Genomic DNA, 25,166 nt, shown 5'->3' with positions numbered 1-25,166 from the left:
GTCGCCGGCTGCCATAATGCCCCCGGTGACTGCCTGGTTCGACAGCATCGTGTCCTGGATCGGCACCCACCCCGTCGCCGCGGGCTGGGTGATCTTCGCCATCGCGTTCTGCGACGCGGTGATCGTGCTCGGCGCCATCGTGCCGGCGCTGCCGCTGATGTTCGCGATCGGCGTGCTGATCGGCCTCGGCGAGATCTCCGGCCCCTACGCGGTGGCCTGCGCGGCCCTCGGCGCGTTCATCGGTGATGGCACCAGCTTCTGGATCGGACGCCGATGGGGCCCGCAGCTGCGCACGGTGTGGCCGTTCCGCAAGTATCCGCAGCTGCTCGACCGCGGCGAACAGCTGTTCCGGCGCAACGCCATCAAGTCGATCTTCATCGCGCGCTACGTCGGCCCGGTGCGGCCGTTCGTGCCCGCGATCGCCGGCATGGCGCACATGGCGCTGCGGCGCTACATCCCGGCAAGCGCGGTCGCCGCCGCCAGCTGGGCGCTTCTGTTCCTGATCCCGGGCTGGCTGCTGGGCGAAGCCTATGACGCGGTGGCCGCGGTGGCCGACCGCCTGGCGATCGTGATCGGCGCCCTGCTGGTGGCCATCGCCGCCGCCTGGGCGGGCGTGCTCTACACCTATCGCTGGTTCGCCCGCCATGCCGATTCGCTGCTGGCGCGCGCGCTGCGCTGGACCAGCGCGCACCCGCGCCTGGGGCGCTATGCCGTGGCACTGATCTCGCCGCAGCGGCCCGAATCCGCATCGCTGGCGCTGCTCGCCGCCTGCCTGCTGGCGATCGGCGTCGCCTGGTTCGCGCTGCTGGCCACGATGCTGGCGCGCGGCGGGCCGCTGTTGCTCGACCTGCGCGTGCATGACGCGATGTATGCGCTGCGCAATCCACTGGCCGACCGGCTGATGGCGGGGCTGGCGTCGATCGGCGATCCGTCCGTGCTGGTGTGGCCGGTGGGGCTGGTGACGCTGTGGCTGCTGTGGCGGCGGCGCTGGATGGCCGCCACCCACTGGATGGCGGCGCTGGCCTTCGGCCTCGCGCTGACCGCAGCGCTGGAAGCGGCGATCGACATGCCGCGGCCGCCGACCGCGCTCAGCGGCTTCGGCTTTCCGTCGGTGGGCCTGACCATGGCGACCATCACCTTCGGATTCTTCGCGGTGCTGATCGCGCGCGAGCTGCCCGGGCGGCAGCGCGTGTGGCCGTACCTTGTGTCCGGCGCGGTGGTCGCGGTGCTCGGTTTCGCACGCCTGTACCTCGGTGCGCACTGGCTGACCGACCTGGTCGGCGGGATGCTGCTGGGCATCGTGTGGCTGCTGGTGCTCGGCATCGCCTACCGCCGCCACGTGGCGCGCTCGTTCTGGATGCGGCCGCTGGCGGCGCTGTTCTACGGCGCGTTCATGGTGTCCGCCCTGTGGCACGCGCCGCGCGCGGTCGATCCGCTGCTGGCCAAGTTCGCGCCCTTGCAGGCGCCGGCCACGCTCGACGCCACCGCCTGGTGGCAGGCCGACTGGGCCACGCTGCCGTCGCAGCGCAAGGAACGCGATGCCAGCCAACGCTGGCCGCTGGACGTGCAGGTGGCCGGTCCGCTGGCCCCGGTGACTGCGCGGCTGCGCGCGCGCGGATGGGAAATACAGGACCAGGCCGACTGGAAGGACACCCTGCGCCTGCTCGACGACGACACCGCGCCACACGCGCAGAAAGTGCTGCCCGCGACCTATGACGCGCTGGCGGAGTCGCTGCTCATGCGGCGCAGGGTCGGTCCCGACCGGCTGCAGGTGTTGCGCCTGTGGCGCGCACCGCGGCAATTCGTGGACGGCACGCCGCTATGGATCGGCACCACGCAGACGCTGGCCTACGTGCGGCCGTTCGACCTGTTCGGGCTGTGGCTGCCCGAGGCGTATGACGGCGTGGCCTACCAGCGCGTGCGCGCCGACCTGGCCGGTTTCGACACGCGCGAAGACGACCGCCCCGACTCGCTGCAGCCGGTGCTGCGGTTGCGCAGCTTCACGCGCCGCCCGGCGGCGGCCGCGCCAGAGCAGCCGCGCTAGCCGATCACCGCCAGCAGCGCGTCGAGCCGCGCGTGCGGATCATCGAGCTGCAGCAGTGCCAGCCGCTGCGCTTCGTCCATCGGCAGCATCTCCGCCAGCCGCCAGCCCACCCACGCCGCGTCGTCGAACCGGGCGTTGCCGGGAGCCGGATTGCCCACCTTGTCCACGATCCGTTCGATCAACGTCGCCAGCAATGCGTGTTCGGGCCGCAGCCGCGGCGACACCGCGGCATCGGCGAGCCATTCGACGTCGGCAACCACGAGGCCGTTGTCGCGCACATCGCTGCGCGCCACGCGGAAACGGCGCGCGCCACGGACTGACAGGGTCAACAGGCCATCGTCACCGGTGCCGAAATCCTCGATCAGCGCCTCGGTTCCGTAGGTGGCGGGCGTGGCCGGGGCACCCGCTTCGCCGCCTTCCATGATCAGGCAGATGCCGAAGCCTTCGCCGCTGCGTCCGCACTCGCGGACCAGGTCGAGGTAGCGCGGCTCGAAGATGCGCAGGCCGAGCGCGGCGCCGGGAACCAGCACCGCCTGCAGCGGGAACAAGGGGAGCACGTGCAAGCCATCCATGCAGCGCAGTTTAACCGCCGCCGCGTGCAGGCCGCGCTAAGCGCGACCAGCGCTGGCATTGCCGCGCGCGTCGACTATCGCGCGCGCAGGGCGTCGAGGAAGCGGCGCGGCGCGGCGTCGAAGCCGCCGTTGGACATGAAGACCACGTGGTCGCCCGCATGCGCCAGCGTCGCCAGGCGCGACAGCAGCGCATCGGCATCGGCCACCGCGTGCCCTTCGCCGCGCAGCGCCGCGACCACGCCGCCGGCATCCCAGGCCAGCTCCGGCCGGTGCAGGAACACCACGGCGTCGGCGTCGTCGAGCGATGGCGCCAGCGCCGCCGCGTGCGCGCCGAGTCGCATCGAATTGCTGCGCGGCTCCATGGCCACCACGATCCGGCCGCCGCCGACGCGCGCGCGCAGGCCTGCCAGGGTGGTGGCGATGGCCGTGGGGTGGTGTGCGAAGTCGTCGTACACGCTCACGCCGTCGGCCTCGCCCAGCAGCTCCATGCGCCGCTTCACGCTGCGGAACGCGGCAAGCGACGGCAGCACGTCCGCCACGTCCACGCCCACCGCGTCGCAGCTGGCAAGCGCCGCCAGTGCGTTCATCACGTTGTGGCGGCCGAGGAGCGGCCAGTGCACTTCGCCGACGTCGGCGCCATCGCGCATGACCACGAACGCGCTGCCGTCGCTGGCCAGCAGGCGCGCACTCCAGTCGAAGGGAATGCCATCGACCGCCGCGGCCGCGTCCAGCCCGAAGCGCACCACCGGCGTCCAGCAGCCCATCGCCAGCACCTCGGCCAGGCGCGCATCTTCGCCGTTGACCACCAGGCGCCCGTGCCCGGGCACGGTGCGCACCAGGTGGTGGAACTGGCGCTGGATCGCCGCCACATCCGGGAAAATGTCGGCGTGGTCGAACTCGAGGTTGTTGAGGATCGCCACCCGCGGGCGGTAGTGCACGAACTTCGAACGCTTGTCGAAGAACGCGGTGTCGTATTCGTCGGCCTCGACCACGAACAGCGGCCGTTCCCCCGCGCCTGCGGCGCCCACTCCGGTGCCCCCGAGCCGCGCCGACACACCGAAATCCTCCGCCACGCCGCCGATCAGGAAACCGGGCGCGCGCCCGGCCGCTTCCAGCAGGTGCGCCAGGATCGTGGTGGTGGTGGTCTTGCCGTGCGTGCCCGCGACCGCCAGCGTGTCGCGGCCCGGCAGCACGTTCTCGCGCAGCCATTCGGCGCCGGACGTGTACGACAGCCCGGCGTCGAGCACGGCTTCCACCGCCGCATTGCCGCGCGACAGCGCGTTGCCGATGACCACCTGGTCGCAGCCGGCGGAGATGTTGGACGGCGCGTAGCCCTGGCTGAGCGCGATGCCGAGCTGCTCCAGCTGGGTGGACATGGGCGGATACACCGCCTGGTCGCTGCCCTCGACCTCGTGGCCGAGTTCGCGTGCCAGGGCGGCCACGCCGCCCATGAAGGTGCCGGCGATGCCGAGGATATGCAGCTTCACGTGGCTCAGCCGACCGGATGCGACGGCGCGATCGCCTCGAGGATGCGGTTGAAGACGTCGTCCAGGCCGCCCACGCCATCGACCACCGTGAGCTGGCCGTGCTGGCGGTAGAACTCGATCACCGGCGCGGTCTGCTCGTCGTAAACCGTCAGGCGCTTGCGTACCGACTCCGGGTTGTCGTCGGAGCGGCCTTCGGCCTGGGCGCGGCCGGCGAGGCGTTCGATCAGCAGCTCGTTGTCGACCTCGAGCTGCACGGCGGCGTCCATCGGCTGGCCGATGCGCACCAGCAGCGCGTCGAGCGCCGCGGCCTGCGCCAGGTTGCGCGGGTAGCCGTCGAGGATGAAGCCGTGGTCGGTATCGGCGCGCGAGAAGCGGTCTTCCAGCATGCCCAGCAGGATCTCGTCGGACACCAGGTCGCCGCGCGCCATGACCTCCTTGGCCTGCATGCCCAACGGGCTGCCAGCGGCCACTTCGGCCCGCAGCAGGTCGCCGGTGGAGATGTGGGGGACCTGCAAGTGGTCCTTCAGGCGCGCGGCCTGTGTCCCCTTGCCGGAACCCGGCGCACCAAGAAGTACCAGTCGCATCGATTGCTCCATGAACGTACAGGGCGTGGACCGGGCGCGGCGTAGAATCCGGCAGCCGCGGCGACGACCGCGCCAGCTTACCGTATCCGGGCCCCCCGCCCGAACCCCCAGAACGGAATCCACGATGTCCAAAGGTACCCTGCTCTACGCACAGTCCGGTGGCGTGACCGCCGTCATCAATGCCACCGCCTCGGCCGTGATCACCGAGGCCCGCGCGCGCAAGGTGCGCGTTCTGGCCGCCCGCAACGGCATCCTCGGCGCCCTGCGCGAGGATCTGATCGACACCGCGAAGGAACCGGCGGCCGCGATCCGCGCCTTGGCGCATACCCCGGGCGGCGCCTTCGGCTCCTGCCGCTACAAGTTGAAGTCGCTCGACGCCGACCGCGCCAAGTACGAGCGCCTGCTCGACGTGCTGCGCGCCCACGACGTGCGCTGGTTCCTCTACAACGGCGGCAACGATTCCGCCGACACCGCCAACAAGGTCTCGCAGCTGGCCCGCGAATTCGACTATCCGCTGACCTGCATCGGCGTGCCCAAGACCGTCGACAACGACCTGGTGGTGACCGACTGCTGCCCCGGCTTCGGCTCGGCGGCCAAGTACACCGCGGTCTCGGTGCGCGAGGCGGCGCTGGACGTGGCGGCGATGGCCGACACCTCCACCAAGGTGTTCGTGTACGAGGCCATGGGTCGCCACGCGGGCTGGCTTGCGGCCGCGGCCGGCCTGGCCGGCACTGGGCCCGATGATGCCCCGCACCTGATCCTGTTCCCGGAGCGCCCGTACGATGAGGCCGATTTCCTGGCCCGCGTGCAGAAGGTGGTCGACCGCGTGGGTCATTGCGTGGTGGTGGCCAGCGAAGGCATCCGCACCGCCGACGGCACCTTCGTCGCCGATGCCGGCGGCGGCAAGGATTCCTTCGGCCACACCCAGCTCGGCGGCGTGGCCTCGTACCTGGCGGGGCGGGTCAAGGACAGCCTCGGCCTGAAGGTGCACTGGACCCTGCCCGACTACCTGCAACGCTCGGCGCGCCACATCGCCTCCAAGACCGACCTCGACCAGGCGATGGCCGTCGGCAAGGCGGCGGTGCGCTTCGCACTGGAAGGCCGCAACGCGACCATGCCGGCGATCATCCGCACGTCCGACTCGCCCTATCGCTGGAAGATCGAGCCCGCCCCCCTGGACCGGATCGCAAACCGCGAGAAGACCATGCCGAAGGGCTTCATCCGTCGCGACGGCCACGGCATCACGGCCGCCGCGCGCGCCTACCTGGAGCCGCTGATCCGCGGCGAGGCGTACCCGCCCTACGGCCGCGACGGCATTCCGAAGTACGTGACGCTGAAGAACGTGGCGGTGGCGAAGAAGCTGGCGGCCTGGGAGGGCTGAGCCCGCTTCCGGCTCAGCCGCCGCAGGCCTTCCCCTCAACCGACATCGCGGCGGCGAACATCGGCACTGCCGCGGTCTTGCCGGCCGCGGCGGCCTGCTTCGACTCTTCCAGGTAGATCCGCGACTGTCCCTGGCCGTCGAGCTTCTGCGTCTGGTCGACCGGCTTGCGCCACACGCGCACCACCGCCTGCTGCGTGGGGCAGCCCGTGCTGGCAACGCGGATCAGGTCGTTGAACTTCCAGCCCGTGGCCACTGAAGGCTTCGCCTTCGCGGCGTCGACGAAGCGCGCACGCGGCTGGCAGTTGGCACTCGTGCGCACAACGGCAAAGCGGTATGGCTCGGCGGCATCGCCGGTGAACACGCCTTCGATGCGCGCGCAGGCTTCGGGGATCTGGCGCAGCGTGTGCGCCGCGCCGATCGCCTGTGGCGCAATCGCACTGCGGGTGATTTCGGGCACCGGATCGGCGGCGCGGCCGGGAGCAGCCGCGAGTGCGGTAGAGGACGTGGCGGCGGCAGCACCGGCGAGCAGCACGGTCAGGGCGATGCGCATGGCGTCACTCCGATGGAACGGGGGGGAACGCAGGCTGGCACGCGGCGGCTGAATCGATCCTCCACGCTTGTCCTGCTGCCGGCCAGCCGGCCTGCCAGCCGCGCTGCGGCGCGGCAATACGCGGTGATAACCCTGTGCCATAGTCGGGCGGTTGCGTTTCGCGACCACACCCTGGGGAGGGTTTCATGCTCGAGCAGCAAGCTTTGTGGCTGGCGCTGGTCTGCGCCGGTCTGGCAATCATCTACGGCATTCTTTCCGCGCGCTGGATCCTGGCGCGGCCCGCGGGCAACGAACGCATGCAGCAGATCGCGGCCGCGATCCAGGAAGGCGCGGGTGCGTACCTGCGGCGCCAGTACGCCACCATCGCCATGGTGGGCGTGGTGCTGTTCCTGGTGATCGGTTTCGTGCCGGCGCTGGGTTGGGCGACCGCGATCGGCTTCGCCATCGGCGCGCTGCTTTCGGGCCTGGCCGGCTTCATCGGAATGTTCGTCTCGGTGCGCGCCAACGTGCGCACCACGCAGGCGGCCACGGTCAGCCTCAATGACGCGCTCGCGGTCAGCTTCCGCGGCGGCGCGGTGACCGGCATGCTGGTGGTGGGCCTGGGCCTGCTCGGCGTGGCCGGGTACTTCATGCATGTGATCGGCCAGAGCCGCGACGAAGTCGCGGTGATCGCCGCGCTGCAGCCGATGATCGGCTTGGCGTTCGGCGCCTCGCTGATCTCGATCTTCGCGCGTCTCGGCGGCGGCATCTTCACCAAGGGCGCCGACGTCGGCGCGGACCTGGTGGGCAAGGTCGAAGCCGGCATTCCCGAGGACGACCCTCGCAACCCGGCCGTGATCGCCGACAACGTCGGCGACAACGTCGGCGACTGCGCCGGCATGGCCGCGGACCTGTTCGAGACCTACGCGGTGACCATCATCGCCTCCATGCTGGTCGCCGGCATCGCCTTCACCACCTACGGCTGGGCCGGCGTGGTGTATCCGCTGGTGCTGGGCGCGGCGTCGATCGTCGCCTCGATCATCGGCACGTTCTTCGTCAAGGTGCGGGCGGGCGGCAAGATCATGAACGCGCTGTACCGCGGGCTCGCGGTCTCCGGCGTGCTGGCGGCGATCGCGTTCTGGTTCATCACCGCCGACATGTTCGATCCCGCGCTGGCGCTGCCATTGTTCTGGTGCGCGATCGTCGGCCTGGTGCTGACCGGGCTGCTGGTGGTGATCACCGAGTACTACACCGCCACCGAATACGCGCCGGTGCGCGATGTCGCCAGGGCTTCCGAGACCGGACACGGCACCAACGTGATCGCCGGCCTGGCGGTATCGATGAAGTCGACCGCGGCACCGGTGATCGTGGTCGCGGCGGCGATCTGGACCTGCTACCAGCTGGCGGGCCTCTACGGCCTGGCCGTGGCCGCCACCGCGATGCTGTCGATGGCGGGCATGATCGTGGCGCTGGACGCCTACGGCCCGATCACCGACAACGCCGGCGGCATCGCGGAGATGAGCGGCCTGCCGCCCGAGATCCGCGTGACCACCGACGCGCTCGACGCCGTGGGCAACACCACCAAGGCGGTGACCAAGGGCTATGCGATCGGCTCCGCAGGCCTGGCCGCGCTGGTGCTGTTCGCCGACTACGCGCACAAGCTGCAGCTGTCCGGCACGGCCACCAACTTCTCCATCGAGAACCCGAACGTGGTCATCGGCCTGTTGATCGGCGGCATGATCCCGTACCTGTTCGGCGCGATGGCGATGCAGGCCGTCGGCCGCGCGGCGGGTGCGGTGGTGGAGGAAGTCCGCCGCCAGTTCCGCGAGATCCCCGGCATCATGGAAGGCACCGGCAAGCCGCAGTACGACCGCGCGGTGGACCTGCTCACGCGCTCGGCGATCAGGGAGATGATCATTCCCTCGCTGCTGCCGCTGGCGATCCCGGTGATCGTCGGCCTCACGCTCGGCGCCGACGCGCTGGGCGGCCTGCTGATGGGCACCATCGTGACCGGCCTGTTCCTGGCGATCTCGATGTGCACCGGCGGCGGCGCCTGGGACAACGCCAAGAAGTACATCGAGGAAGGCCACCACGGCGGCAAGGGCTCCGAGGCGCACAAGGCCGCGGTCACCGGCGACACCGTCGGCGATCCCTACAAGGACACCGCCGGCCCGGCCATCAACCCGCTGATCAAGGTGACCAACATCGTCGCCCTGCTGCTGGTGCCGCTGCTGTAGGTGAAACTGCGGTGACATGAAGCGAAAAGGCGGCCCCCGGGCCGCCCTTTTTTTTTTGCCGGGCCGCTGCGCCGCGGTCAGTCGACCGCGAACCCGCCGTCGGCCAGCACGTACCACGGCGTGCACAGCATCTCCTGCGCATCCACCACCGCGAACGACGCCTGCCAGGCGTCGGCGTCGCCGCCGCTGGCGAGCTTGCTGCGATCCACGCTGCGATCGTCGGCCCGGTAATCCTTGTCGTTGAACGCTGCCACGCCGAGGCACCAGCGCACGCGTTCCACGCCCACCGTGAGCGACAGGTCGAATTCGAACGCGCCGTCCAGCGCTTCGCCCTTGCCGAGCCGCGCCGCAAGCGGCACCGGCGGCACGGTCGGCGCGGGATCCGGCAATGCCCGCGCGGCATGATCGAGCGAAAGGTCGCCGCCCTCCTGGGTAAAGCGCGGCATCGCGATCGCGCCACTTTCCAGGCGCCCGGTCAGCACCGCATGGCGGTCGCCGCGGTCGAAAACCGCCAGCGGTCCGTCGCCGGTGTTGGTCACCCGATAACGCACGGCGAAGCGCTCGCCGACCGGATCGAAGGCGACTTCAAGCCGCGCCTGCCCGCCATCCACCGCGGTGCGGGCGGGCCTGTCTTCTTCATGCATCTTGGAGGTCTCCGGTTGCGCCTGCGACGGCTGCGGAAGGATCGACAGCATGGCCGCCGCGATGGCGATGGGCAGCGCATGGCGCGCGCGGAAGGTCGGACTCATTGAGGGTGGCCTGCCTGGATTGGAACGGAGCGCCAGCATGGCGCAAACGCCGGCAGCCTGCGATGAACGCAGGCTGCCGGGTCATGTGCGCTGGCGGGAGCGACTGATCAGAGCGCGTAGCTCGGGCGGTCCGGCAGGCCGAGCTCTTCGCGGAACCCGTTCTCGGTCAGGTGATCGGGATTGCTGGTGGTGGCCGGGGTGGACGGATCACCATCGAAATCGAAGGGAGCGGCACTGGTCTCCAGGCCCACGGCCTGGCGCTCGGCATTGGGCACGCGGCCGGAGTCAGGACCCTCGCCGCGGTAGGTGCCGGGCTGGAAGGTCCCGTTCACGCCGTTATAGGCATGCGACATCTCGTGGAACAGCACCACCACGGGGGCGGGGAAGGCATCCATGTGGAACGACGGGTTGTAGCTGATGTCGACGTCGCCGCCGGCGCCGGCGCGCCCGTTGCGGATGTCGGCGTCACGGCTGAAGGTCTGCGCGTAGCCGTTCTGCTCGTTGGCCAGTTCCTTGATGGTCACGGTGTTGCCCTTGGCGTCGGCGGCCTTGTCGAACTCGGCCAGCATCTGCTGGCCGACCGGCGACGCGCGCAGGAAGTCGATCTCGGACTGGATGCGCTGCACGAACGCCTCCGAGCCCTCGATCCGGATCGTGCTGCCGGCGTTGGCATCGATGGCGACATTGAGCACGGTCGGCGTGGCGCTGGTGGCGGCGTTCACCAGGTCCCCGACTTCGGCATGCACCACGGTCTTGTCGCCGGCGTTGTCGATGACGTCGTCGCCGGCGCCGGCATAGACGCGGCTGGCGCCGTCCCCGACGGTGATTCGATCATTGCCGGTGCCGCCGGACAGGATGTCGCTCACGCCACCGCCCCTGATGCTGTCGTTGCCGGCGCCTCCTTCGATGAAGTTGGTGCCGCGGCCCGCGGTGACCTGGTCGTCGCCGTCGCCGCCGTGGACGATGTTCACCCCGTCGCCGCCGGTGATGGTGTCGTTGCCGCTGTTGCCGAATACATCGTCGCGGCCGGCGCCGCTGCTGATCAGGTCATCGCCGGCGCCGCCGTCGATGCGGTCGTCGCCGGCACCGGTGGTGATGGTGTCGTTGCCGTCGCCGCCTTCGATCACGATGTTGACCTGCACGTTCGACGCCACCTCGATCACGTCGTCACCCGCACCGGCGCGGATGGTCAGCTCCTGTCCCTGGCCGAGGCGGACCTCGTAGCTCTCCCCGTTGACCTGCACGTCGAGCGTGCCGTCGTCGCGCTGCTTCACCCCCACCTTGTCGTCGCCGGCGCCGGTGGTGAACACCAGCTGGTCGCTGCTGACGTAGCCGTCGGCATTGGTGCGTTCGCGGGCGATCGACACCTGGCCGTCCTTGTGCAGCGGATCGACCAGGATGGGCTTGCCGTCCGGCGTGCTGCGCTGGCTGCGCTCGCCGCTGTTGGTGGCGGTGCCGTCGACCTCGACCGCCTGTTGCTCCACCTTGTCCGGGCTAGCGGCGACAACGTCGTTGCCGTCCAGGTCGCTCGCGCGCGGCGCCGATGCCTCGCTGCCGAGGGCTTCGGGACCGTAATCGTGGCCTTTCGCGTCCGCCGGGTTGTTCCAGTAGCCCGCGCGGTCGAGGTGGGCGGCGGCGCTGGCGCCTGGATCGAACTGGGCGGACTGGATGGTCATGGGACGGGCTCGCTTGCTTGGGGGATACGGGAGCGTATGTTTAAGCCCGGCAACCCCTCCGACCAAGCTGGGGCGTACCCCACCTCGGGTCGGCCCGGTCCCATTCAGCGCCGGCGACAGCCTTTGGTGCATCGCAGCAGCGGCGCGTAGAATTGGCGGTTTCCCCCCCTCGGTCCGGGCGCCTGCCCGCCGACCCACCACTGGAGCCACCATGGGCCTGGACCATGTGAAGACCGGCAAGAACCCGCCGGACGAAATCAACGTCATCATCGAGATCCAGAAGGACGCCGAGCCGGTCAAGTACGAGGTCGACAAGGAGTCGGGGGCGATCTTCGTCGATCGCGTGCTGTCCACGCCGATGCGCTACCCCTGCAACTACGGCTACGTCCCGCACACGGTCTGCGGTGACGGCGATCCGGCCGACGTGATGGTGATCCTGCCGCTGCCGCTGGTGCCGGGCTCGGTGATCCGCTGCCGCCCGGTGGGCGTGCTGCGGATGGTCGACGAGGCCGGCCAGGACGAGAAGATCCTGGCAGTGCCCGACGCCAAGGTGTTCGCCGGCTATGCCCACGTGCAGGACCTCGAGCAGGTCTCCAAGCACTGGCTGGAGCGCATCGGCCACTTCTTCGAGCACTACAAGGATCTCGAGAAGGGCAAGTGGGTGAAGATCGACGGGTGGGGCGACGCGGCCGAGGCCAAGGCGATCCTGCGCGAGGCGATGGCGCGCTACCAGCAGGGCTGATCCCCGTTGCTCACCGTGAGCGCCGCTGGTGGCGGACCACGGTGAGCGCGATCACCCGCCCGACCACGGCGGCGATGTAGCCGACGCCGGCGAACTGCTCGAGCATCGACAGCGCGCGGGCCGAGGCCCCGATCGGGAGCACATCGCCGTTGCCCACGCCCGAGAGCGTGGAGAAGCTCAGGTGCAGGAGCTCGATCCAGCGACGCGGGCGTTCCGGCTCCACCGCGCCGGTGAAGCCGCCGGGAAACCAGGCTTGGCAGACGATGTAGGCGTAGGCGAAGGCCCACGCCAGCAGGGTGAACGTGGCGGCGGCGGCGAACAGCTCGTCGGCGCTGATCTCATGGTCTTCCAGCATGTAGCGGATCAGGCTGCCGGCGGCGTAGAAATACAGCAGTGATTCGAGCACCGCCGACGCGGTGGCGAAGCCCGGCTGCTGCAGCGCGATCGCCAACGCCGACAACACGATCGCCGGGATCGCGAGCGTCCACGCGATCCAGTTGGCCGAATGGCTGCGGCGCACCACCCACACCGCAAGCGGCACCACCACCAGCGCGAGCGCGCCGAATGCGAGGCGACCGTCTCGCGTGTCGTCGATCGCGGGGTACACCAGCAGGCTCAGCAGCTGCGCAGCCAGCAACAGCGCCGAGGGATGGCGACCGGCGAGGGCCGGCCAGCGGGAACGGAGCATTGACGGTATTGCCATGCGGCGTCTCGCGCGCTCCCGGCAGTGGCTTACTCGGCCTGCGCGCGCGAGCCCGCACGATGCGGATACGCGGCGAAAATGTCGGCAATGGTGGAATCGATGCCCGCGTCGCGCTTCGCGGCATCCTGGTTCCGCGGCACGCGGCCCACCGCGATGCCTTCCCAGACCAGCGCGTTGCGCCGCGCGTCCACGAGGTCGATGTTCATCGTGCCTTCGGTGTAACGGTACACGGTGGTGCGGTCGTACCAGTACGGCATGGCGACGTAGCCGCGGGCGCGATAGCTGTAGTAGTAGGCGTAGTCGACGTCGGGCATGGAGGTAACGTCGGTCCGCTGCTGCATGTAGGCGTTGATGTTGAGCCAGAGGTCGGGGTCGGCCTCGCTGTAGCGGTAGCCGCGCGATTCCATCTGCGCGCGCGCGGCGGCTTTCATGCGGCCGCTCACCAGGCTGGCATAACCCTCGCGTTCGATCGCCAGCGGCGAGTAGAACGCGAAGGTGCGATACGCGGAGAAATCCGCTCGCGGGTCGGAGTCCGTGCTGATGCGGGGGCCGGTGGCGCAGGCCGCGAGCAGGGCGAGTGCACAGCCGAGCAGCAGCCAGCGGATCAATGACGAAGTACGCGAGCCTTGCATGGCGGATCTCCGTTCAGGTCTGCCTTGAAACTAGCATGACGCCCGCTGCCCCGGCGTGAGTCGCCACACCCGCCGGGGCGCCGGTTTCACGGCGTTTCCTGTTCGTACAGGCGACCGGCCCGCAACACGCCGACCTTCCGCGCGTCCTAGTCCCGCCGGTACACCTCCGCGCCCGCGGCCAGGAATTCGGCCGACTTGCCGGCCATGCCCGCCTCCAGCGCCGCCGCTTCGTCGACGCCCTGCGCCGCGGCGTAGTCGCGTACGTCCTGGGTGATCCGCATCGAACAGAAGTGCGGGCCGCACATGCTGCAGAAATGCGCCAGCTTGTGCGCCTCCTTCGGCATGGTTTCGTCGTGGTATTCCCGCGCCCGGTCGGGATCGAGGCCGAGGTTGAACTGGTCTTCCCAGCGGAACTCGAAGCGCGCCTTGCTGAGCGCGTTGTCGCGCACCTGCGCGCCCGGATGGCCCTTGGCGAGGTCGGCCGCGTGGGCTGCGATCCGGTACGCCATCAACCCGTCGCGCACATCGGCGCGGTTGGGCAGGCCCAGGTGCTCCTTGGGCGTCACGTAACAGAGCATCGCAGTCCCGAACCAGCCGATCATCGCCGCGCCGATCGCGCTGGTGATGTGGTCGTAGCCCGGCGCGATGTCGGTGGTCAGCGGCCCGAGCGTGTAGAACGGCGCCTCGCCGCACTCGGCGAGCTGCTTGTCCATGTTCTCCTTGATCAGCTGCATCGGTACGTGGCCGGGGCCTTCGACCATGGTCTGCACGTCGTGCTTCCAGGCGATCTTCGTCAACTCGCCCAGCGTTTCCAGCTCACCGAACTGCGCCGCGTCGTTGGCATCGGCGATGCAGCCAGGACGCAGGCCGTCGCCGAGCGAGAAGGCCACGTCGTAGGCCTTCATGATTTCGCAGATGTCCTCGAAGTGGGTGTAGAGGAAGCTCTCGCGGTGGTGCGCCAGGCACCACTTGGCCATGATGCTGCCGCCGCGCGAGACGATGCCGGTGACCCGTTTCGCGGTCAGTGGGACGTAGCGCAGCAGCACGCCGGCGTGGATGGTGAAGTAGTCCACGCCCTGCTCCGCCTGCTCGATCAGCGTGTCGCGGAAGATCTCCCAGGTCAGTTCCTCGGCGCGCCCATCGACCTTCTCCAGCGCCTGGTAGATCGGCACGGTCCCGATCGGCACCGGCGAGTTGCGGATGATCCACTCGCGGGTCTCGTGGATGTGCTTGCCGGTACTGAGGTCCATGACATTGTCGGCGCCCCAGCGCGTCGCCCACACCAGCTTTTCCACTTCCTCGGCAATGCCGGACGACACGGCGCTGTTGCCGATGTTGGCGTTGACCTTGGTCAGGAAGTTGCGGCCGATGATCATCGGCTCGCTCTCGGGATGGTTGATGTTGCAGGGCAGGATGGCGCGGCCACGCGCGATCTCGTCGCGCACGAACTCCGGGGTGATGAACGCCTGGATGCTGGCGCCGAACGACTCGCCCGGGTGCTGCAGCAACAGGGTTGCGTCGCGCACGGCGTCGAGGCGCTGGTTCTCGCGGATGGCGACGTATTCCATCTCGGGCGTGACGATGCCCTGGCGCGCGTAGTGCATCTGGGTGACGTTGGCGCCGGCCCTGGCGATCCGTGGCAGGCGGCGGTTCGGGAAGCGCACCGCGTCGAGGCGGACGTCCGACTCGCGGCTGCGACCGAACGCCGAACTGATCCCCGGCAGCAGCACGGTGTCGTCGCGTTCGGCGATCCATTGCGCACGCAGCGGAGCCAGCCCGGCCGAGAGATCGATGCGCGCGTCGGGATCGGTATAGGGGCCCGACGCGTCGTAGACCGCGATCGGTGGATTGCCCTCGCCGCCGAACAGCGTCGGCGTCTGCGACTGGTGGATTTCGCGCATCGCCACGCGAAGGTCGGGGCGCGATCCCTGGACGTGGATCTTGCGCGAACCGGTGATCGGGCTGGTGACGGTGTCGGAAAGCTGGGCGGCCTGCTGCTGCAGGCTGGCGGGCTGGGCGTTCATGGCGTTCGTCCTGGTGGAGGGCTGGACGAAGCGGCGGCGCGGACGCACGGAGCTTGCCCGTGGTTCCCGCGAAGCTTCCCTACGCCGGTATCAGCCGGATCAGGTTCGAAGGGACTGTCTCAACCACGCCGTGCCGGCCGCGGTACCCCCGCTTCAACGGGCATTGCACCACGTTGCCCGCGCCCGGGCCAGCCCGTGCCGCGCGCGGCATAATTGCCGGCCATGACCGACACCCGCGCCCGCCCGCTTTCCGCCACCGCGTACGCCCCCGCCAGCGTGGGCAACATCGGCGTGGGCTTCGACCTGCTCGGGCACACCATCGACGGACCGCGCGACGTCGCCCACGTGCGCCGGATCGACGCACCCGAAGTGCGCATCGACGCCGTGCGCGGCGACGTGCGCGGCGTGGCTTCGATCCCGCTGGACGCTGCCGCCAATACCGCCGGCCTCGCGCTGCAGTCGCTGCGCTCGGCGCTGGCGCTGCCCTACGGCTTCGCAGTGGAGCTCGACAAGGGCATCGCGCTCGGCTCCGGGCTTGGCGGCTCGGCGGCATCGTGCGTCGCCGCGCTGGTCGCCGCCAACGCGCTGCTCGATGCGCCGCTGCCGCGCGAGGCGCTGTATCCGTTCGCGCTCGACGGCGAATGGGCGTCCACCCACAGCCGCCAGGGCGACAACGTCGGGCCGATGCTGATCGGCGGCGTGGCGATGGCCACGCCGACGCGCCTGCTGGCGCTCGCCGTGCCCGCGTGGCTGCACTGCGTGGTGGTGCATCCGGACCTGGTGCTGGAGACCCGCGACGCGCGCGCCGTGCTGTCCGCGCCCTACGCGCTCGCGGAGGTGGTCGCGCATTCCACCCATCTCGCACTGTTCCTCACCGGGCTGGCACGCGGTGATGCGTCGCTGATCGCCGACGGACTGCGCGACCTGCTGGTGGAACCGCGCCGCGCGCCGCTGATCCGCGGATTCGATGCGGTCCAGGCCGCGGCCATGGACCAGGGCGCGCTGGGCGCGAGCATTTCCGGTGGCGGGCCAAGCTGCTTCGCGTGGTTCGACAGCCGCGCAGGCGCGGAGCGGGCGGCGCCGGCGATGCGCGCCGCGTTCCTCGATGCGGGCTGCGACGCGCGCGCCTACGTCTCGCCGGTAGCGGGTCCGCGCGCGGAGCTGCTTGGCGACAGCTGAACCGCCAGCGGCTCGTCGCGTCGCACCTTGAACCAGGCCGCGTACAGCGCCGGCAGGAACAGCAGCGTCAGCACGGTGGCGACCGTCAGCCCGCCCATGATCGCCACCGCCATCGGCCCGAAGAACAGCGAGCGCGACAGCGGCACCATCGCCAGGATCGCCGCCAGCGCGGTCAGCACGATCGGCCGGAAGCGGCGCACCGTCGCATCGACGATCGCATCCCAGCGCGCGTGGCCGGCATCGATGTCCTGCTGGATCTGGTCCACCAGGATGATCGAGTTGCGCATGATCATGCCGGCCAGCGCGATGGTGCCGAGCATCGCCACGAAGCCGAACGCGACACGGAACACCAGCAGGAACAGCACCACGCCGATCAGCCCCAGCGGCGCGGTCAGCAGCACCAACGCGCTGCGCGAGAAGCTGCGCAACTGCAGCATCAACAGCGTGACCACCACGAACAGGAACAGCGGCAGCCCGGCCTTGATCGAGTCCTGCCCGCGCGTGGCGTCCTCGACGGTGCCGCCGGTCTCCAGCAGGTAGCCCTCCGGCAGCGCCTCGCGGATGGCCTCGAGCGTGGGCAGGATCTGTGCGACCACGGTGGGCGGCGTCGTCGCGCCGCGCACGTCGGCGCGCACGGTGACCGTGGGCAGGCGGTTGCGGTGCCAGATGATGCCGTCCTCGAACGCGTATTCCAGCCGCGCGACCTGCGCCAGCGGCACCGACTGGCCGCTGGCCGTCGGGATCGCCAGGCTGCCCAGCATGTCGAGCCGCGTGCGCTCGTCCGCCGGGCCGCGCATCAGCATGCCGACCAGCTCGTTGCCCTCGCGGTACACGCTCACCTGCAGCCCCGACAGCGATCCGGCGAGGAACTGCGCGAGCTGCTGCGAGCTGACGCCGAGCACGCGCGCGCGTTCCTGGTCGATCACCAGGCGCACGAACTTGCTCGGCTCGTCCCAGTCGAGGTTGACGTTGGCCGCGTGCGGATTGGCGCGTACCTGCGTGGCCACCTCGAGGGCGATGGCGCGCACGCGCTCGATGTGTTCGCCGGAAACCCGGAACTGCAACGGATAGCCCACCGGCGGGCCGTTCTCCAGGCGCGTCACGCGCAGCTGCAGGCCCGGGAACGCCGGGGCGGCCTCGTCGAGCAGCCAGGTGCGCAGCCGTTCGCGGGCATCGACGTCTTCGCCGCGCACCACGAACTGCGCGAAGTTCGCAGCCGGCAGCTGCTGGTCGAGCGGCAGGTAGAAGCGCGGCGAGCCGGTGCCCACGTAGGCCACGTAGCTGGCCACGCCGTCCTGCGCCTGGAGCAGCGCCTCCATGCGCGCGACTTCGTCCGCGGTGGCGCGCAGCGAACTGCCTTCGGCCAGTTCCAGGTCGACCATCAGCTCCGGCCGCTGCGAGTCGGGGAAGAACTGCTGCGGCACGAAGCGGAACATCAGCACCGACACCAGCAGCAATGCCACCGTGCTGCCGATCACCAGCCAGCGGCGCTCCAGGCACCACTCCAGCAGGCGCCGGAAACGGCGGTAGAACGGACGCTGGTAGGGATCGCGCTCATGGCCATCGCCGACCGGTGGCGGTGCCAGCAGCATGGCGTACTGCGGCCAGCGGTCGGCCCAGCGCATGCGGCGTGCGCGCCAGCGCCCGGCGATGGAGCGCGGCGAAGGCGCGACCGGATGCGCAAGGTCGGGCAGCATGCGTTCGCCGAGCAGCGGGATGAACAGCACGGCCACCACCCAGGACACGATCAGCGCGATGCCCACCACCTGGAACAGCGAGCGTGTGTACTCGCCGGTCGACGACGCCGCGGTCGCGATCGGCAGGAACCCCGCCGCGGTGACAAGGGTGCCGGTGAGCATCGGGAAGGCGGTGTGCGACCACGCGTAGCCGGCTGCCGTGAAGCGGTCGAAGCCCTGCTCCATCTTGATGGCCATCATCTCCACCGCGATGATCGCGTCGTCCACCATCAGCCCGAGCGCCAGCACCAGCGCGCCGAGCGAGATCTTGTGCAGGCCGATGCCGAAGTACTGCATCACCGCGAACGTCAGCGCCAGTACCAGCGGGATCGACACCGCCACCACCAGCCCGGTGCGGAAGCCGAGCGAGAAGAAGCTCACCAGCAGCACGATCGCCACCGCCTCCACCAGCACGCGCATGAACTCGCCGACCGATTCGCGCACCGCCTGTGGCTGGTCGGACACCTGCGCCAGCTGCATGCCCGCCGGCAATGTGTCCTGCAGGCGCGCGAACTCCGAACTCAGCGCGCCGCCCAGGCGCAGGATGTCGCCGCCGTCGCGCATCGCCACCGCGATGCCGATCGCGTCCTCGCCCATGAAGCGCATCCGCGGCGCGGCGGGATCGGCGAATCCGCGGCTCACCGTGGCCACGTCGCCGAGGCGCAGCGTGCGGTCGCCGGCGCGCACCGGGAAGTCGCGGATCTCGTCGAGCGACCGGAACGCGCCATCGACGCGCAGCTGCACGCGTTCGCTGCCGGTCTCGAAGAATCCGGCGCCGGTAACCGCGTTCTGCGCCGCCAGCGCCTGCTGCAGCGACGCCAGCGGAATGCCGAGCGTGGCCAGCTTGGCGTTGGCGACCTCGATCCAGACCTTCTCGTCCTGCAGGCCGACCAGTTCCACCTTGCCCACGTCGGGCAGGCGCTGCAGCTCGAGCTCGATGCGCTCGGCGTAATCCTTGAGCACCGCGTAGTCGAAGCCTTCGCCGGTCAGCGCATAGATGTTGCCGAAGGTGTCGCCGAATTCGTCGTTGAAGAACGGCCCGACCACGCCTTCCGGCAGTGTGGCGCGCATGTCGCCGACCTTCTTGCGCACCTCGTACCAGAGCGCCGGCACGTCCTTCGAACGCATCGAGTCGCGCGCCATGAAGATGATCTGCGACTCGCCCGGCCGCGAGTACGAGCGGATCAGCTCGTAGCGGCCGGTGGCCATCAGCGTGCGCTCGATGCGCTCGGTGACCTGGCTGGCGACGTCCGCCGCGGTGGCACCGGGCCACACCGTGCGCACCACCATCGCCTTGAAGGTGAACGGTGGATCCTCGGACTGGCCGAGCTGGCGGTACGACCACGCGCCGACCACCGCCGCCACCAGCATCGCGTAGAGCACCAGCGTGCGGTTGCGCAGCGCCCACTCGGACAGGTTGAACCGCGAGCCACTCACGGCGACGGATCGACGGGGCGGTTGTCACGGTCGACCGGCGCCACGGCCTGGCCTTCGCGCAGCAGGTGGCCGCCGGCCACCACCACCCAATCGTCGGCGGACAGCCCGGCCAGCACCGGGACCCGCTCCGCCGCGAACGGCCCCAGCTTCACCGGCACGGCTTTCAGGCGCGCGTCGGCGCCCACCACCCACACGCTGGCCGCGCCGTCGGCGCCGCGCTGCACCGCCGGGAGCGGCACCGACAGCGGCACGGCGCCGGCCGCGCGCACGTACACGCGGGCACTCTGGCCGAGGTCGACGCGGGCTGCCCCGTCGGCGTCCAGCGCCACGCGCGCGGCGTAGGTGCGCGCCTGCGCATCGGCGGCCGGGGCGATCTCGCGGATCGTGCCGTCCAGGTGCGACCCGGGCGCACTCCACAGCTCGACCTTGACCGGCTGGCCGATCCTGAAATCGCGGATCCTCGATTCCGGCAGCGCGATCGCCACCTCGCGGCCGGCGTCGCCGGCGAGCGTGAACACGGTTTGCCCGGCCGCGACCACCTGGCCGGCTTCGGCCTGGCGGCTGGCGATGACGCCGGCGGCCGGCGCGCGCAGCGTCGCGTAGCCGGACTGGTTGCGGGCGACGTCGAGCTGGGCACGCGCGGCGCGGACCTGGCCTGCGGCAGCCTGGTAGGCGGCCTCCTGCGCATCGCGCGTCGAACGGCTGACCAGCTGGTCCTCGGCGAGCGCCGCGTACCGCGCGCGGTCGGCGCGGGCGCGGACCAGTTCGGCCTCGGCGGCGGCGAGCCGCGCCTGCGCGGCGCCGGCCTCGAGCGCGAGGTCGCCGGGATCGAGTTCGGCCAGCAGGGCACCGCGTTCGACGCGCGCGCCGACGTCGACCGCACGGCGCACCAGCATGCCGCCGACCCGGAACGACAGCGGGCTCTCTTCGCGGGCCCGCACCTCGCCGGCGAACGCGGCCTGGCCCGCGTCGGACGCGGCGGGATGTGCCACCAGCACGGGCCGCGGGGGCGCCTCGGCCGGGGTGCGCTCGCCGCAGGCGGCCAGGCTGGAAACGATCGCACCCGCCAGCAACCAGGACCGCACCGCCATGGCCTCTCCGCATTGGCCTCGCGGCCGCTGGAAAACGGTGGCCATCCTATAATTATCAAACTCCATGGTCTAGTATTGGGGAATGTCCGTCTGCGCCGATCAAGACCATCCCCGACCCGCGCCTGGCAGGCCCAAGGACCTCACCAAGCGCGCGGCGATCCTTGATGCCGCCATGCAGATGTTCACGCGCCAGGGCTTCGACGGCGCCAGCATGGACCAGATCGCTGCGCTGGCCGGCGTGTCCAAGCTCACCATCTACAGCCACTTCGGCGACAAGGACGCGCTGTTCGTCGCGGTGGTGAACGCGGCCTGCGAACAGCAGTTGCCCACCGCGCTGTTCGAACCGTCACCGGAGACGCCGCTGCGCGAGCGGCTGATGGACATTGCCCGCGCCTACCACGCGCTGGTGATGGCGCCGGAAACGGTCGCCAGCCATCGCATGCTGTGTGCGCCCAGGCTCGACTCCACGCTGGCGTGCAATTTCTGGAATGCCGGCCCGGCGCGGCTGCACGACGCATTCGCCGCATTGGTGGCGCGACGACAGGCCGCGGGCGATCTGGATGTCGCCGATCCCGCGCGCGCCGCCGGGCACTTCTTTTCGCTGGTGAAGGGCGAGGCCTTTGCGCGCCTCGTCATCGGATACCCAGACACGGCGGCGGAATCCGGCGTGGACGCGCACCTCGAATCCTGCGTCGACATGTTCCTGCGCGCCTTCGCGCGCGCCGGCCGGGCCCCTTGAACATCCCGCCGGCGGTCCCGGTGACTTCCGGCACTCAAGCCCACGCCGCCTGCCCGACCATGCTGTCGGCGTCCCCTCCCGCTATTTGACCTAAAATGGCCGGTCACCCAGACCCGCCAGGCCCCGCCATGACCCTTGATTACGCCAAAGCCCGCGAAGCCATGGTCGAACAACAGGTTCGCCCATGGGAGGTGCTCGACACCCGCGTCCTCGACGTGATCGTGCGGCTGCCCCGCGAGAGCTTCGTGCCGGCCGCGCACCGCGCGCTGGCCTATGCCGACCTCGCGATCCCGCTCGCCCACGGCGAGTCGATGATGAAGCCGGTGCTCGAAGGCCGTGCGCTGCAGGCGCTGGCGCTCGACGGCAGCGAGGACGTGCTCGAGATCGGCACCGGGAGCGGCTACATGGCCGCATGCCTGGGCCGCCTGGCGCGCTCGGTGCTCAGCATCGAACGCCACGGCGACATCGCCGCCGCCGCCCTGGCCACGCTGCACGCCGAGGGCCTGGCCAACGTCGACGTCGAACATGCCGATGCCTTTGCCTGGAACACCGACCGCAAGTTCGACGCGATCTGCGTCACGGGCGCGGTCGACACGGTGCCGTTGCACTTCCTAGGCTGGCTCCGTCCCGGCGGCCGCATGTTCATCGTCCGCGGCCGCGCGCCGGTGATGGAGGCCGTGCTCATGCACGCCGACGTCAACGGCACGCGCACGGAATCGTTGTTCGAGACCGACCTCGCCTATCTGGCGGGCGCGGCCCCCGTGCCGGCATTCGCGTTCTGAACGCCAGCCCACACCAAGGATCTTCCATGACCCGTCGTCCCCTCGTCCTCGCGCTCCTCCTGGCACTGCTGCCCGCCGCGGCATCGGCCGAAGACCTGCTGCAGGCCTACGAGCAGGCCCGCAACAGCGATCCGACATTTTCCGCCGCCGAATCCAGCCGGCTCGCGACCCGCGAAGGCGCGGTGCAGGCGCGCGCATCGCTGCTGCCCCAGATCGGCGGCAGCGCCTCGCTGTCGCGTTCGCGTACCGACACCTCGGGGCGCGATATCGATGAAGTGACCGGGCAGCCCTTCGTCGGCCGCAGCGAGTCCGAGTCGACCACGCGCTCGCTGGGGGTGAACCTCAACCAGGCGGTGCTCGACCTGGGCCGCATCAGCAACCTGCGCTCGCAGCGCGAGCTGGCCACCGCGGCCGACTTCACGCTGGACTCGGCCGGCGACTCGCTGATCACCCGCACCTCGGCGGCGTATTTCAACGTGCTGGTCGCGATCGAGACGCTGGCCGCGGCGCAGGCGCAGGAAGCGGCGCTGAAGAAGCAGTTCGACTTCGCCGACAAGCGCCTCGAGGTCGGCCTGGCGCCGATCACCGACGTGCACGAGGCCCGCGCCCAGTACGACAGCGCGCGCGCCAACACCATCGTCACCGGCAACGCACTCGAAGACGCCTACCAGGCGCTGCGCCAGATCACCGGCACCGACGTGCGCAACCTCAAGGGCCTGCCGGAAGACTTCAGCCCGGCGCTGCCCACCGAGCAGGCGGTTGACGGCTGGGTCACCAGCGCGGTCGACAACAATCCCGGCCTCAAGGCGCTGGAACACCAGCTGCAGGCCGCCGGGCACGACGTCGGCACCGCCAAGGCCGGCCACCTGCCCACGATCTACCTGTCCGGCAACTACGGGGAAACCGACCGCTGGGGTGATCCCACGACGTTGCCGGGTGGTGCCGTCGCCCGGCTCGACGCCGAGTCGAAGTCGCGCAGCGTGGGGCTGACCCTGGACGTGCCGATCTTCTCCGGCGGCGCGACCCAGTCGCGCGTGCGCCAGGCGATCGCCACCCGCGACGTGCGCCAGGACCAGTACGAGGCCGAACGCCGCGCGCTGGTGCGCGAAACCCGCAACGCCTACCAGACGCTGGTGGCCGGCATCAGCGAGGTCGAGGCGCGCAAGGCGGCGGTGTTCTCCGCGCGCAGCGCCTACGAGGCCTCGCAGGTCGGGCTGGAAGTCGGCACGCGCACCGTGCTCGACGTGCTCAACAACCAGCAGACGCTGTTCAACGCCGAGCGCGAATACGCGCTGGCGCGCTACAACTTCCTGCAGAACCGGCTGTTGCTGGAGCAGGCGGCCGGCACCATCGATGTCGCCAGCGTGCAGGACGTGAATCGCCTGCTGACCGTCGATGCCGAAGCACGGCTTGAAGCGCCCGGAGCCAACGGCCGCTGAGCGCTGCGCAGGCGGCACGGAAACACAACAGGGCGCTTCGGCGCCCTGTTCCGTTCAGGCCGCCGGCGGCAGGTGGGGCGCGATCAGCTCCATGGTGCGCGCAAGGGCGCCGCGCCCGGCTTTCACCAGCTGCAGCCCGGCCTGCACCATCACGCCGCGTGCCTGGTCATCGGCGAGCAACTCGGCCACCGCCGCGCCGACCGCGTCGGCATCGGCAGCGATGCGCAGGGCGCCGGCCTCGTCGAGCTGGCGGGCGATGTCGCTGAAGTTGTGCAGGTGCGGCCCCGTCACCACGGCCACGCCAAGCGCCGCAGGTTCGAGCAGGTTGTGTCCGCCCACCGGCTGCAGGCTGCCTCCCACGAAGGCCACGCGCGCGCAGGCGTAGAACTGCGTGAGTTCGCCGAGCGTGTCGACAACGAACACGTCGTCGTTGTGGTCCGGCCAGTGCGTGAACTGGCGCGTGGCAACCCGCCAGCCGGCTTCCACGCAGGCCTGCGTGACCGGGCGGAAGCGCTCGGGATGGCGCGGCGCCCACAGCAGCAGCAGCGCCGGCCAGCGCTCGCGCAGGCGCCGGTGGATGGCGATCACCGCGGCCTCCTCGTCGGGATGCGTGCTGGCCGCGATCCACGCCAGGCGGCCGCCGCTGTGCCCTGCGAATGCGGCGGCGGTGCGCCGTGCCGCGTCGTCCACCGCGATGTCGAACTTGAGGTTGCCGAGCACGGTGATCGCGGCAGGTTCGGCGCCCAGGCGCACGAAGCGCTCGCAGTCGGCTGCCGACTGCGCGGCGACGCGGTGCAGCGTGCGCAGCGCGCGCGCCACCAGCGGCCGCAGCACGCGGTAGCCGCGCAGGGACCGCTCCGACAGCCGCGCGTTCACCAGGTAGGCGGGAATGCCGTGGTCGCGGCAGCAGAACAGCAGGTTCGGCCACAGCTCGGTTTCCAGCACCAGCGCCAGCCGTGGCCGGTGGTGCGCAAGGAAGCGCCGCACCGCGCCCGACAGGTCATAGGGCAGGTAGACGTGCGCGACGCGCTCGCCCCACAACGCCTGCACGCGCGACGAGCCGGTCGGGGTGATGGTGGTCACCAGCAGGCGCAGGTCGGGGCGCGCGGCCAGCAGCGCATCCACCAGCGGCGCCGCGGCGTTCACTTCGCCCACCGATACCGCGTGCACCCACACGCAGCCGTCGCCCTCCACGGGCGGCGTGCGGTAGATCGCGTAGCGCTCGTCCCAGCGCTGCAGGTAGCCGGCCTGGCGGAATCCGCGCCAGATCAGGTGGTACACCGTGACTGGCACCAGCAGGTACAGCACGGCCGAGTACAGACCGCGCAGCAGGCGTTCAACGGCGCGTTCGCTTGGGGCGGCCTTCATGCGGCAAGGATAGCGAAGCCGCCGGGCCTGCGGCG

General features: G+C 70.4%; 20 protein-coding genes and 1 riboswitch. Of the genes, 8 read left to right on the top strand and 12 right to left on the bottom strand.

Annotated features, from left to right (window positions below; translation table 11 throughout):
• Positions 1–16 precede the first annotated feature (16 nt).
• Positions 17–2,044: a bifunctional DedA family/phosphatase PAP2 family protein gene (locus tag JHB91_RS12120; RefSeq protein WP_199473041.1), complete on the top strand. Its 2,028-nt coding sequence runs from the start codon at positions 17–19 to the stop codon at positions 2,042–2,044.
• On the opposite strand, the gene JHB91_RS12115 is transcribed toward JHB91_RS12120, so the two are convergent.
• The 3 genes from JHB91_RS12115 to JHB91_RS12105 form a co-directional block, all read right to left on the bottom strand.
• On the bottom strand, positions 2,041–2,601 hold the full coding sequence (locus JHB91_RS12115) for an LON peptidase substrate-binding domain-containing protein (RefSeq protein ID WP_234446954.1): 561 nt from the start codon (positions 2,599–2,601) through the stop codon (positions 2,041–2,043). The two genes, JHB91_RS12120 and JHB91_RS12115, sit on opposite strands and share 4 nt — an antisense overlap.
• A gap of 89 nt (positions 2,602–2,690) precedes the next feature.
• On the bottom strand, positions 2,691–4,112 hold the full coding sequence (gene mpl / locus JHB91_RS12110; RefSeq protein WP_255527555.1) for a UDP-N-acetylmuramate:L-alanyl-gamma-D-glutamyl-meso-diaminopimelate ligase: 1,422 nt from the start codon (positions 4,110–4,112) through the stop codon (positions 2,691–2,693).
• Positions 4,109–4,687 carry an adenylate kinase gene (locus JHB91_RS12105; RefSeq protein ID WP_199473040.1) on the bottom strand — a complete coding sequence of 193 codons (579 nt, stop codon included), beginning with the start codon at positions 4,685–4,687 and terminating at the stop codon, positions 4,109–4,111. The genes mpl and JHB91_RS12105 overlap by 4 nt, the downstream gene beginning before the upstream one ends.
• Positions 4,688–4,811: 124 nt before the next feature.
• On the opposite strand from JHB91_RS12105, the gene JHB91_RS12100 reads away from it, so the two are divergent.
• The gene (locus tag JHB91_RS12100; protein ID WP_199373529.1) at positions 4,812–6,068 is read left to right on the top strand and encodes a 6-phosphofructokinase; all 1,257 of its coding nucleotides are present in this window, start codon (positions 4,812–4,814) and stop codon (positions 6,066–6,068) included.
• A gap of 13 nt (positions 6,069–6,081) precedes the next feature.
• On the opposite strand, the gene JHB91_RS12095 is transcribed toward JHB91_RS12100, so the two are convergent.
• Entirely contained in the window at positions 6,082–6,525 is a 444-nt protein-coding gene (locus tag JHB91_RS12095; protein ID WP_343225107.1) for a hypothetical protein, read from the bottom strand.
• 278 nt (positions 6,526–6,803) lie between these two features.
• On the opposite strand from JHB91_RS12095, the gene JHB91_RS12090 reads away from it, so the two are divergent.
• Entirely contained in the window at positions 6,804–8,834 is a 2,031-nt protein-coding gene (locus JHB91_RS12090; protein ID WP_199373530.1) for a sodium-translocating pyrophosphatase, read from the top strand.
• 77 nt (positions 8,835–8,911) lie between these two features.
• Here the strand turns inward: JHB91_RS12090 and JHB91_RS12085 are convergent, their stop codons facing one another.
• Together JHB91_RS12085 and JHB91_RS12080 are read right to left on the bottom strand one after the other, a co-directional pair.
• Complete coding sequence (locus tag JHB91_RS12085; protein ID WP_199473039.1) at positions 8,912–9,583, bottom strand: hypothetical protein; 672 nt, start codon at positions 9,581–9,583, stop codon at positions 8,912–8,914.
• A gap of 107 nt (positions 9,584–9,690) precedes the next feature.
• The gene (locus JHB91_RS12080; RefSeq protein ID WP_199473038.1) at positions 9,691–11,259 is read right to left on the bottom strand and encodes a M91 family zinc metallopeptidase; all 1,569 of its coding nucleotides are present in this window, start codon (positions 11,257–11,259) and stop codon (positions 9,691–9,693) included.
• A gap of 211 nt (positions 11,260–11,470) precedes the next feature.
• Between JHB91_RS12080 and ppa the strand changes: the two genes are divergently transcribed.
• Positions 11,471–12,001 carry an inorganic diphosphatase gene (ppa, locus tag JHB91_RS12075; RefSeq protein WP_199373533.1) on the top strand — a complete coding sequence of 177 codons (531 nt, stop codon included), beginning with the start codon at positions 11,471–11,473 and terminating at the stop codon, positions 11,999–12,001.
• Positions 12,002–12,011: 10 nt separating this feature from the next.
• Here ppa and JHB91_RS12070 read toward each other — a convergent pair whose 3' ends face one another.
• The 3 genes from JHB91_RS12070 to thiC form a co-directional block, all read right to left on the bottom strand.
• Positions 12,012–12,689 (bottom strand): ion channel, encoded by a 678-nt coding sequence (locus tag JHB91_RS12070; protein ID WP_233398693.1) that lies wholly within the window; start codon positions 12,687–12,689, stop codon positions 12,012–12,014.
• A 44-nt stretch (positions 12,690–12,733) separates the two neighbouring features.
• Positions 12,734–13,336 (bottom strand): DUF4136 domain-containing protein, encoded by a 603-nt coding sequence (locus tag JHB91_RS12065; RefSeq protein WP_199473036.1) that lies wholly within the window; start codon positions 13,334–13,336, stop codon positions 12,734–12,736.
• Between the two features lie 146 nt (positions 13,337–13,482).
• The gene (thiC, locus tag JHB91_RS12060; RefSeq protein WP_199473035.1) at positions 13,483–15,360 is read right to left on the bottom strand and encodes a phosphomethylpyrimidine synthase ThiC; all 1,878 of its coding nucleotides are present in this window, start codon (positions 15,358–15,360) and stop codon (positions 13,483–13,485) included.
• A 58-nt stretch (positions 15,361–15,418) separates the two neighbouring features.
• Positions 15,419–15,520: riboswitch (TPP riboswitch) on the bottom strand.
• 62 nt (positions 15,521–15,582) lie between these two features.
• Here thiC and JHB91_RS12055 point away from each other — a divergent pair.
• On the top strand, positions 15,583–16,539 hold the full coding sequence (locus JHB91_RS12055) for a homoserine kinase (protein ID WP_199473034.1): 957 nt from the start codon (positions 15,583–15,585) through the stop codon (positions 16,537–16,539).
• Here the strand turns inward: JHB91_RS12055 and JHB91_RS12050 are convergent.
• Together JHB91_RS12050 and JHB91_RS12045 are read right to left on the bottom strand one after the other, a co-directional pair.
• Positions 16,488–19,712, bottom strand: coding sequence for an efflux RND transporter permease subunit (locus JHB91_RS12050; protein ID WP_343225096.1), 3,225 nt, complete (start codon positions 19,710–19,712; stop codon positions 16,488–16,490). The two genes, JHB91_RS12055 and JHB91_RS12050, sit on opposite strands and share 52 nt — an antisense overlap.
• Positions 19,709–20,803: an efflux RND transporter periplasmic adaptor subunit gene (locus JHB91_RS12045; protein ID WP_199473033.1), complete on the bottom strand. Its 1,095-nt coding sequence runs from the start codon at positions 20,801–20,803 to the stop codon at positions 19,709–19,711. Before JHB91_RS12045 ends, JHB91_RS12050 begins: the two co-directional genes overlap by 4 nt.
• A gap of 82 nt (positions 20,804–20,885) precedes the next feature.
• On the opposite strand from JHB91_RS12045, the gene JHB91_RS12040 reads away from it, so the two are divergent.
• From JHB91_RS12040 to JHB91_RS12030, 3 genes are all read left to right on the top strand, one after another.
• On the top strand, positions 20,886–21,542 hold the full coding sequence (locus JHB91_RS12040; RefSeq protein ID WP_199473032.1) for a TetR/AcrR family transcriptional regulator: 657 nt from the start codon (positions 20,886–20,888) through the stop codon (positions 21,540–21,542).
• Positions 21,543–21,670: 128 nt separating this feature from the next.
• On the top strand, positions 21,671–22,324 hold the full coding sequence (locus JHB91_RS12035) for a protein-L-isoaspartate O-methyltransferase (protein ID WP_199373540.1): 654 nt from the start codon (positions 21,671–21,673) through the stop codon (positions 22,322–22,324).
• Between the two features lie 26 nt (positions 22,325–22,350).
• The gene (locus tag JHB91_RS12030; protein WP_199473031.1) at positions 22,351–23,763 is read left to right on the top strand and encodes a TolC family outer membrane protein; all 1,413 of its coding nucleotides are present in this window, start codon (positions 22,351–22,353) and stop codon (positions 23,761–23,763) included.
• Positions 23,764–23,817: 54 nt separating this feature from the next.
• Here the strand turns inward: JHB91_RS12030 and waaA are convergent, their stop codons facing one another.
• On the bottom strand, positions 23,818–25,131 hold the full coding sequence (gene waaA / locus JHB91_RS12025; protein WP_199473030.1) for a lipid IV(A) 3-deoxy-D-manno-octulosonic acid transferase: 1,314 nt from the start codon (positions 25,129–25,131) through the stop codon (positions 23,818–23,820).
• Positions 25,132–25,166: the final 35 nt, after the last annotated feature.

Source organism: Luteimonas sp. MC1828 (assembly GCF_016461615.1).
In the GTDB taxonomy this organism is placed as follows: Bacteria; Pseudomonadota; Gammaproteobacteria; order Xanthomonadales; family Xanthomonadaceae; genus Luteimonas.
Note: the sequence above shows the minus strand (reverse complement) of the source record. Positions and strands in the feature narration are given on the sequence as shown.

What these genes read in the sequence shown, in the direction of transcription:
- JHB91_RS12120 (WP_199473041.1), top strand. Translation starts at nt 17, where the DNA reads ATGCCCCCGGTGACTGCCTGGTTCGACAGCATCGTGTCCTGGATCGGC.
- JHB91_RS12105 (WP_199473040.1), bottom strand. Translation starts at nt 4,687, where the DNA reads ATGCGACTGGTACTTCTTGGTGCGCCGGGTTCCGGCAAGGGGACACAG.
- JHB91_RS12100 (WP_199373529.1), top strand. Translation starts at nt 4,812, where the DNA reads ATGTCCAAAGGTACCCTGCTCTACGCACAGTCCGGTGGCGTGACCGCC.
- JHB91_RS12090 (WP_199373530.1), top strand. Translation starts at nt 6,804, where the DNA reads ATGCTCGAGCAGCAAGCTTTGTGGCTGGCGCTGGTCTGCGCCGGTCTG.
- JHB91_RS12085 (WP_199473039.1), bottom strand. Translation starts at nt 9,583, where the DNA reads ATGAGTCCGACCTTCCGCGCGCGCCATGCGCTGCCCATCGCCATCGCG.
- JHB91_RS12080 (WP_199473038.1), bottom strand. Translation starts at nt 11,259, where the DNA reads ATGACCATCCAGTCCGCCCAGTTCGATCCAGGCGCCAGCGCCGCCGCC.
- ppa (WP_199373533.1), top strand. Translation starts at nt 11,471, where the DNA reads ATGGGCCTGGACCATGTGAAGACCGGCAAGAACCCGCCGGACGAAATC.
- JHB91_RS12070 (WP_233398693.1), bottom strand. Translation starts at nt 12,689, where the DNA reads ATGCTCCGTTCCCGCTGGCCGGCCCTCGCCGGTCGCCATCCCTCGGCG.
- JHB91_RS12065 (WP_199473036.1), bottom strand. Translation starts at nt 13,336, where the DNA reads ATGCAAGGCTCGCGTACTTCGTCATTGATCCGCTGGCTGCTGCTCGGC.
- thiC (WP_199473035.1), bottom strand. Translation starts at nt 15,360, where the DNA reads ATGAACGCCCAGCCCGCCAGCCTGCAGCAGCAGGCCGCCCAGCTTTCC.
- JHB91_RS12055 (WP_199473034.1), top strand. Translation starts at nt 15,583, where the DNA reads ATGACCGACACCCGCGCCCGCCCGCTTTCCGCCACCGCGTACGCCCCC.
- JHB91_RS12045 (WP_199473033.1), bottom strand. Translation starts at nt 20,803, where the DNA reads ATGGCGGTGCGGTCCTGGTTGCTGGCGGGTGCGATCGTTTCCAGCCTG.
- JHB91_RS12040 (WP_199473032.1), top strand. Translation starts at nt 20,886, where the DNA reads ATGTCCGTCTGCGCCGATCAAGACCATCCCCGACCCGCGCCTGGCAGG.
- JHB91_RS12035 (WP_199373540.1), top strand. Translation starts at nt 21,671, where the DNA reads ATGACCCTTGATTACGCCAAAGCCCGCGAAGCCATGGTCGAACAACAG.
- JHB91_RS12030 (WP_199473031.1), top strand. Translation starts at nt 22,351, where the DNA reads ATGACCCGTCGTCCCCTCGTCCTCGCGCTCCTCCTGGCACTGCTGCCC.
- waaA (WP_199473030.1), bottom strand. Translation starts at nt 25,131, where the DNA reads ATGAAGGCCGCCCCAAGCGAACGCGCCGTTGAACGCCTGCTGCGCGGT.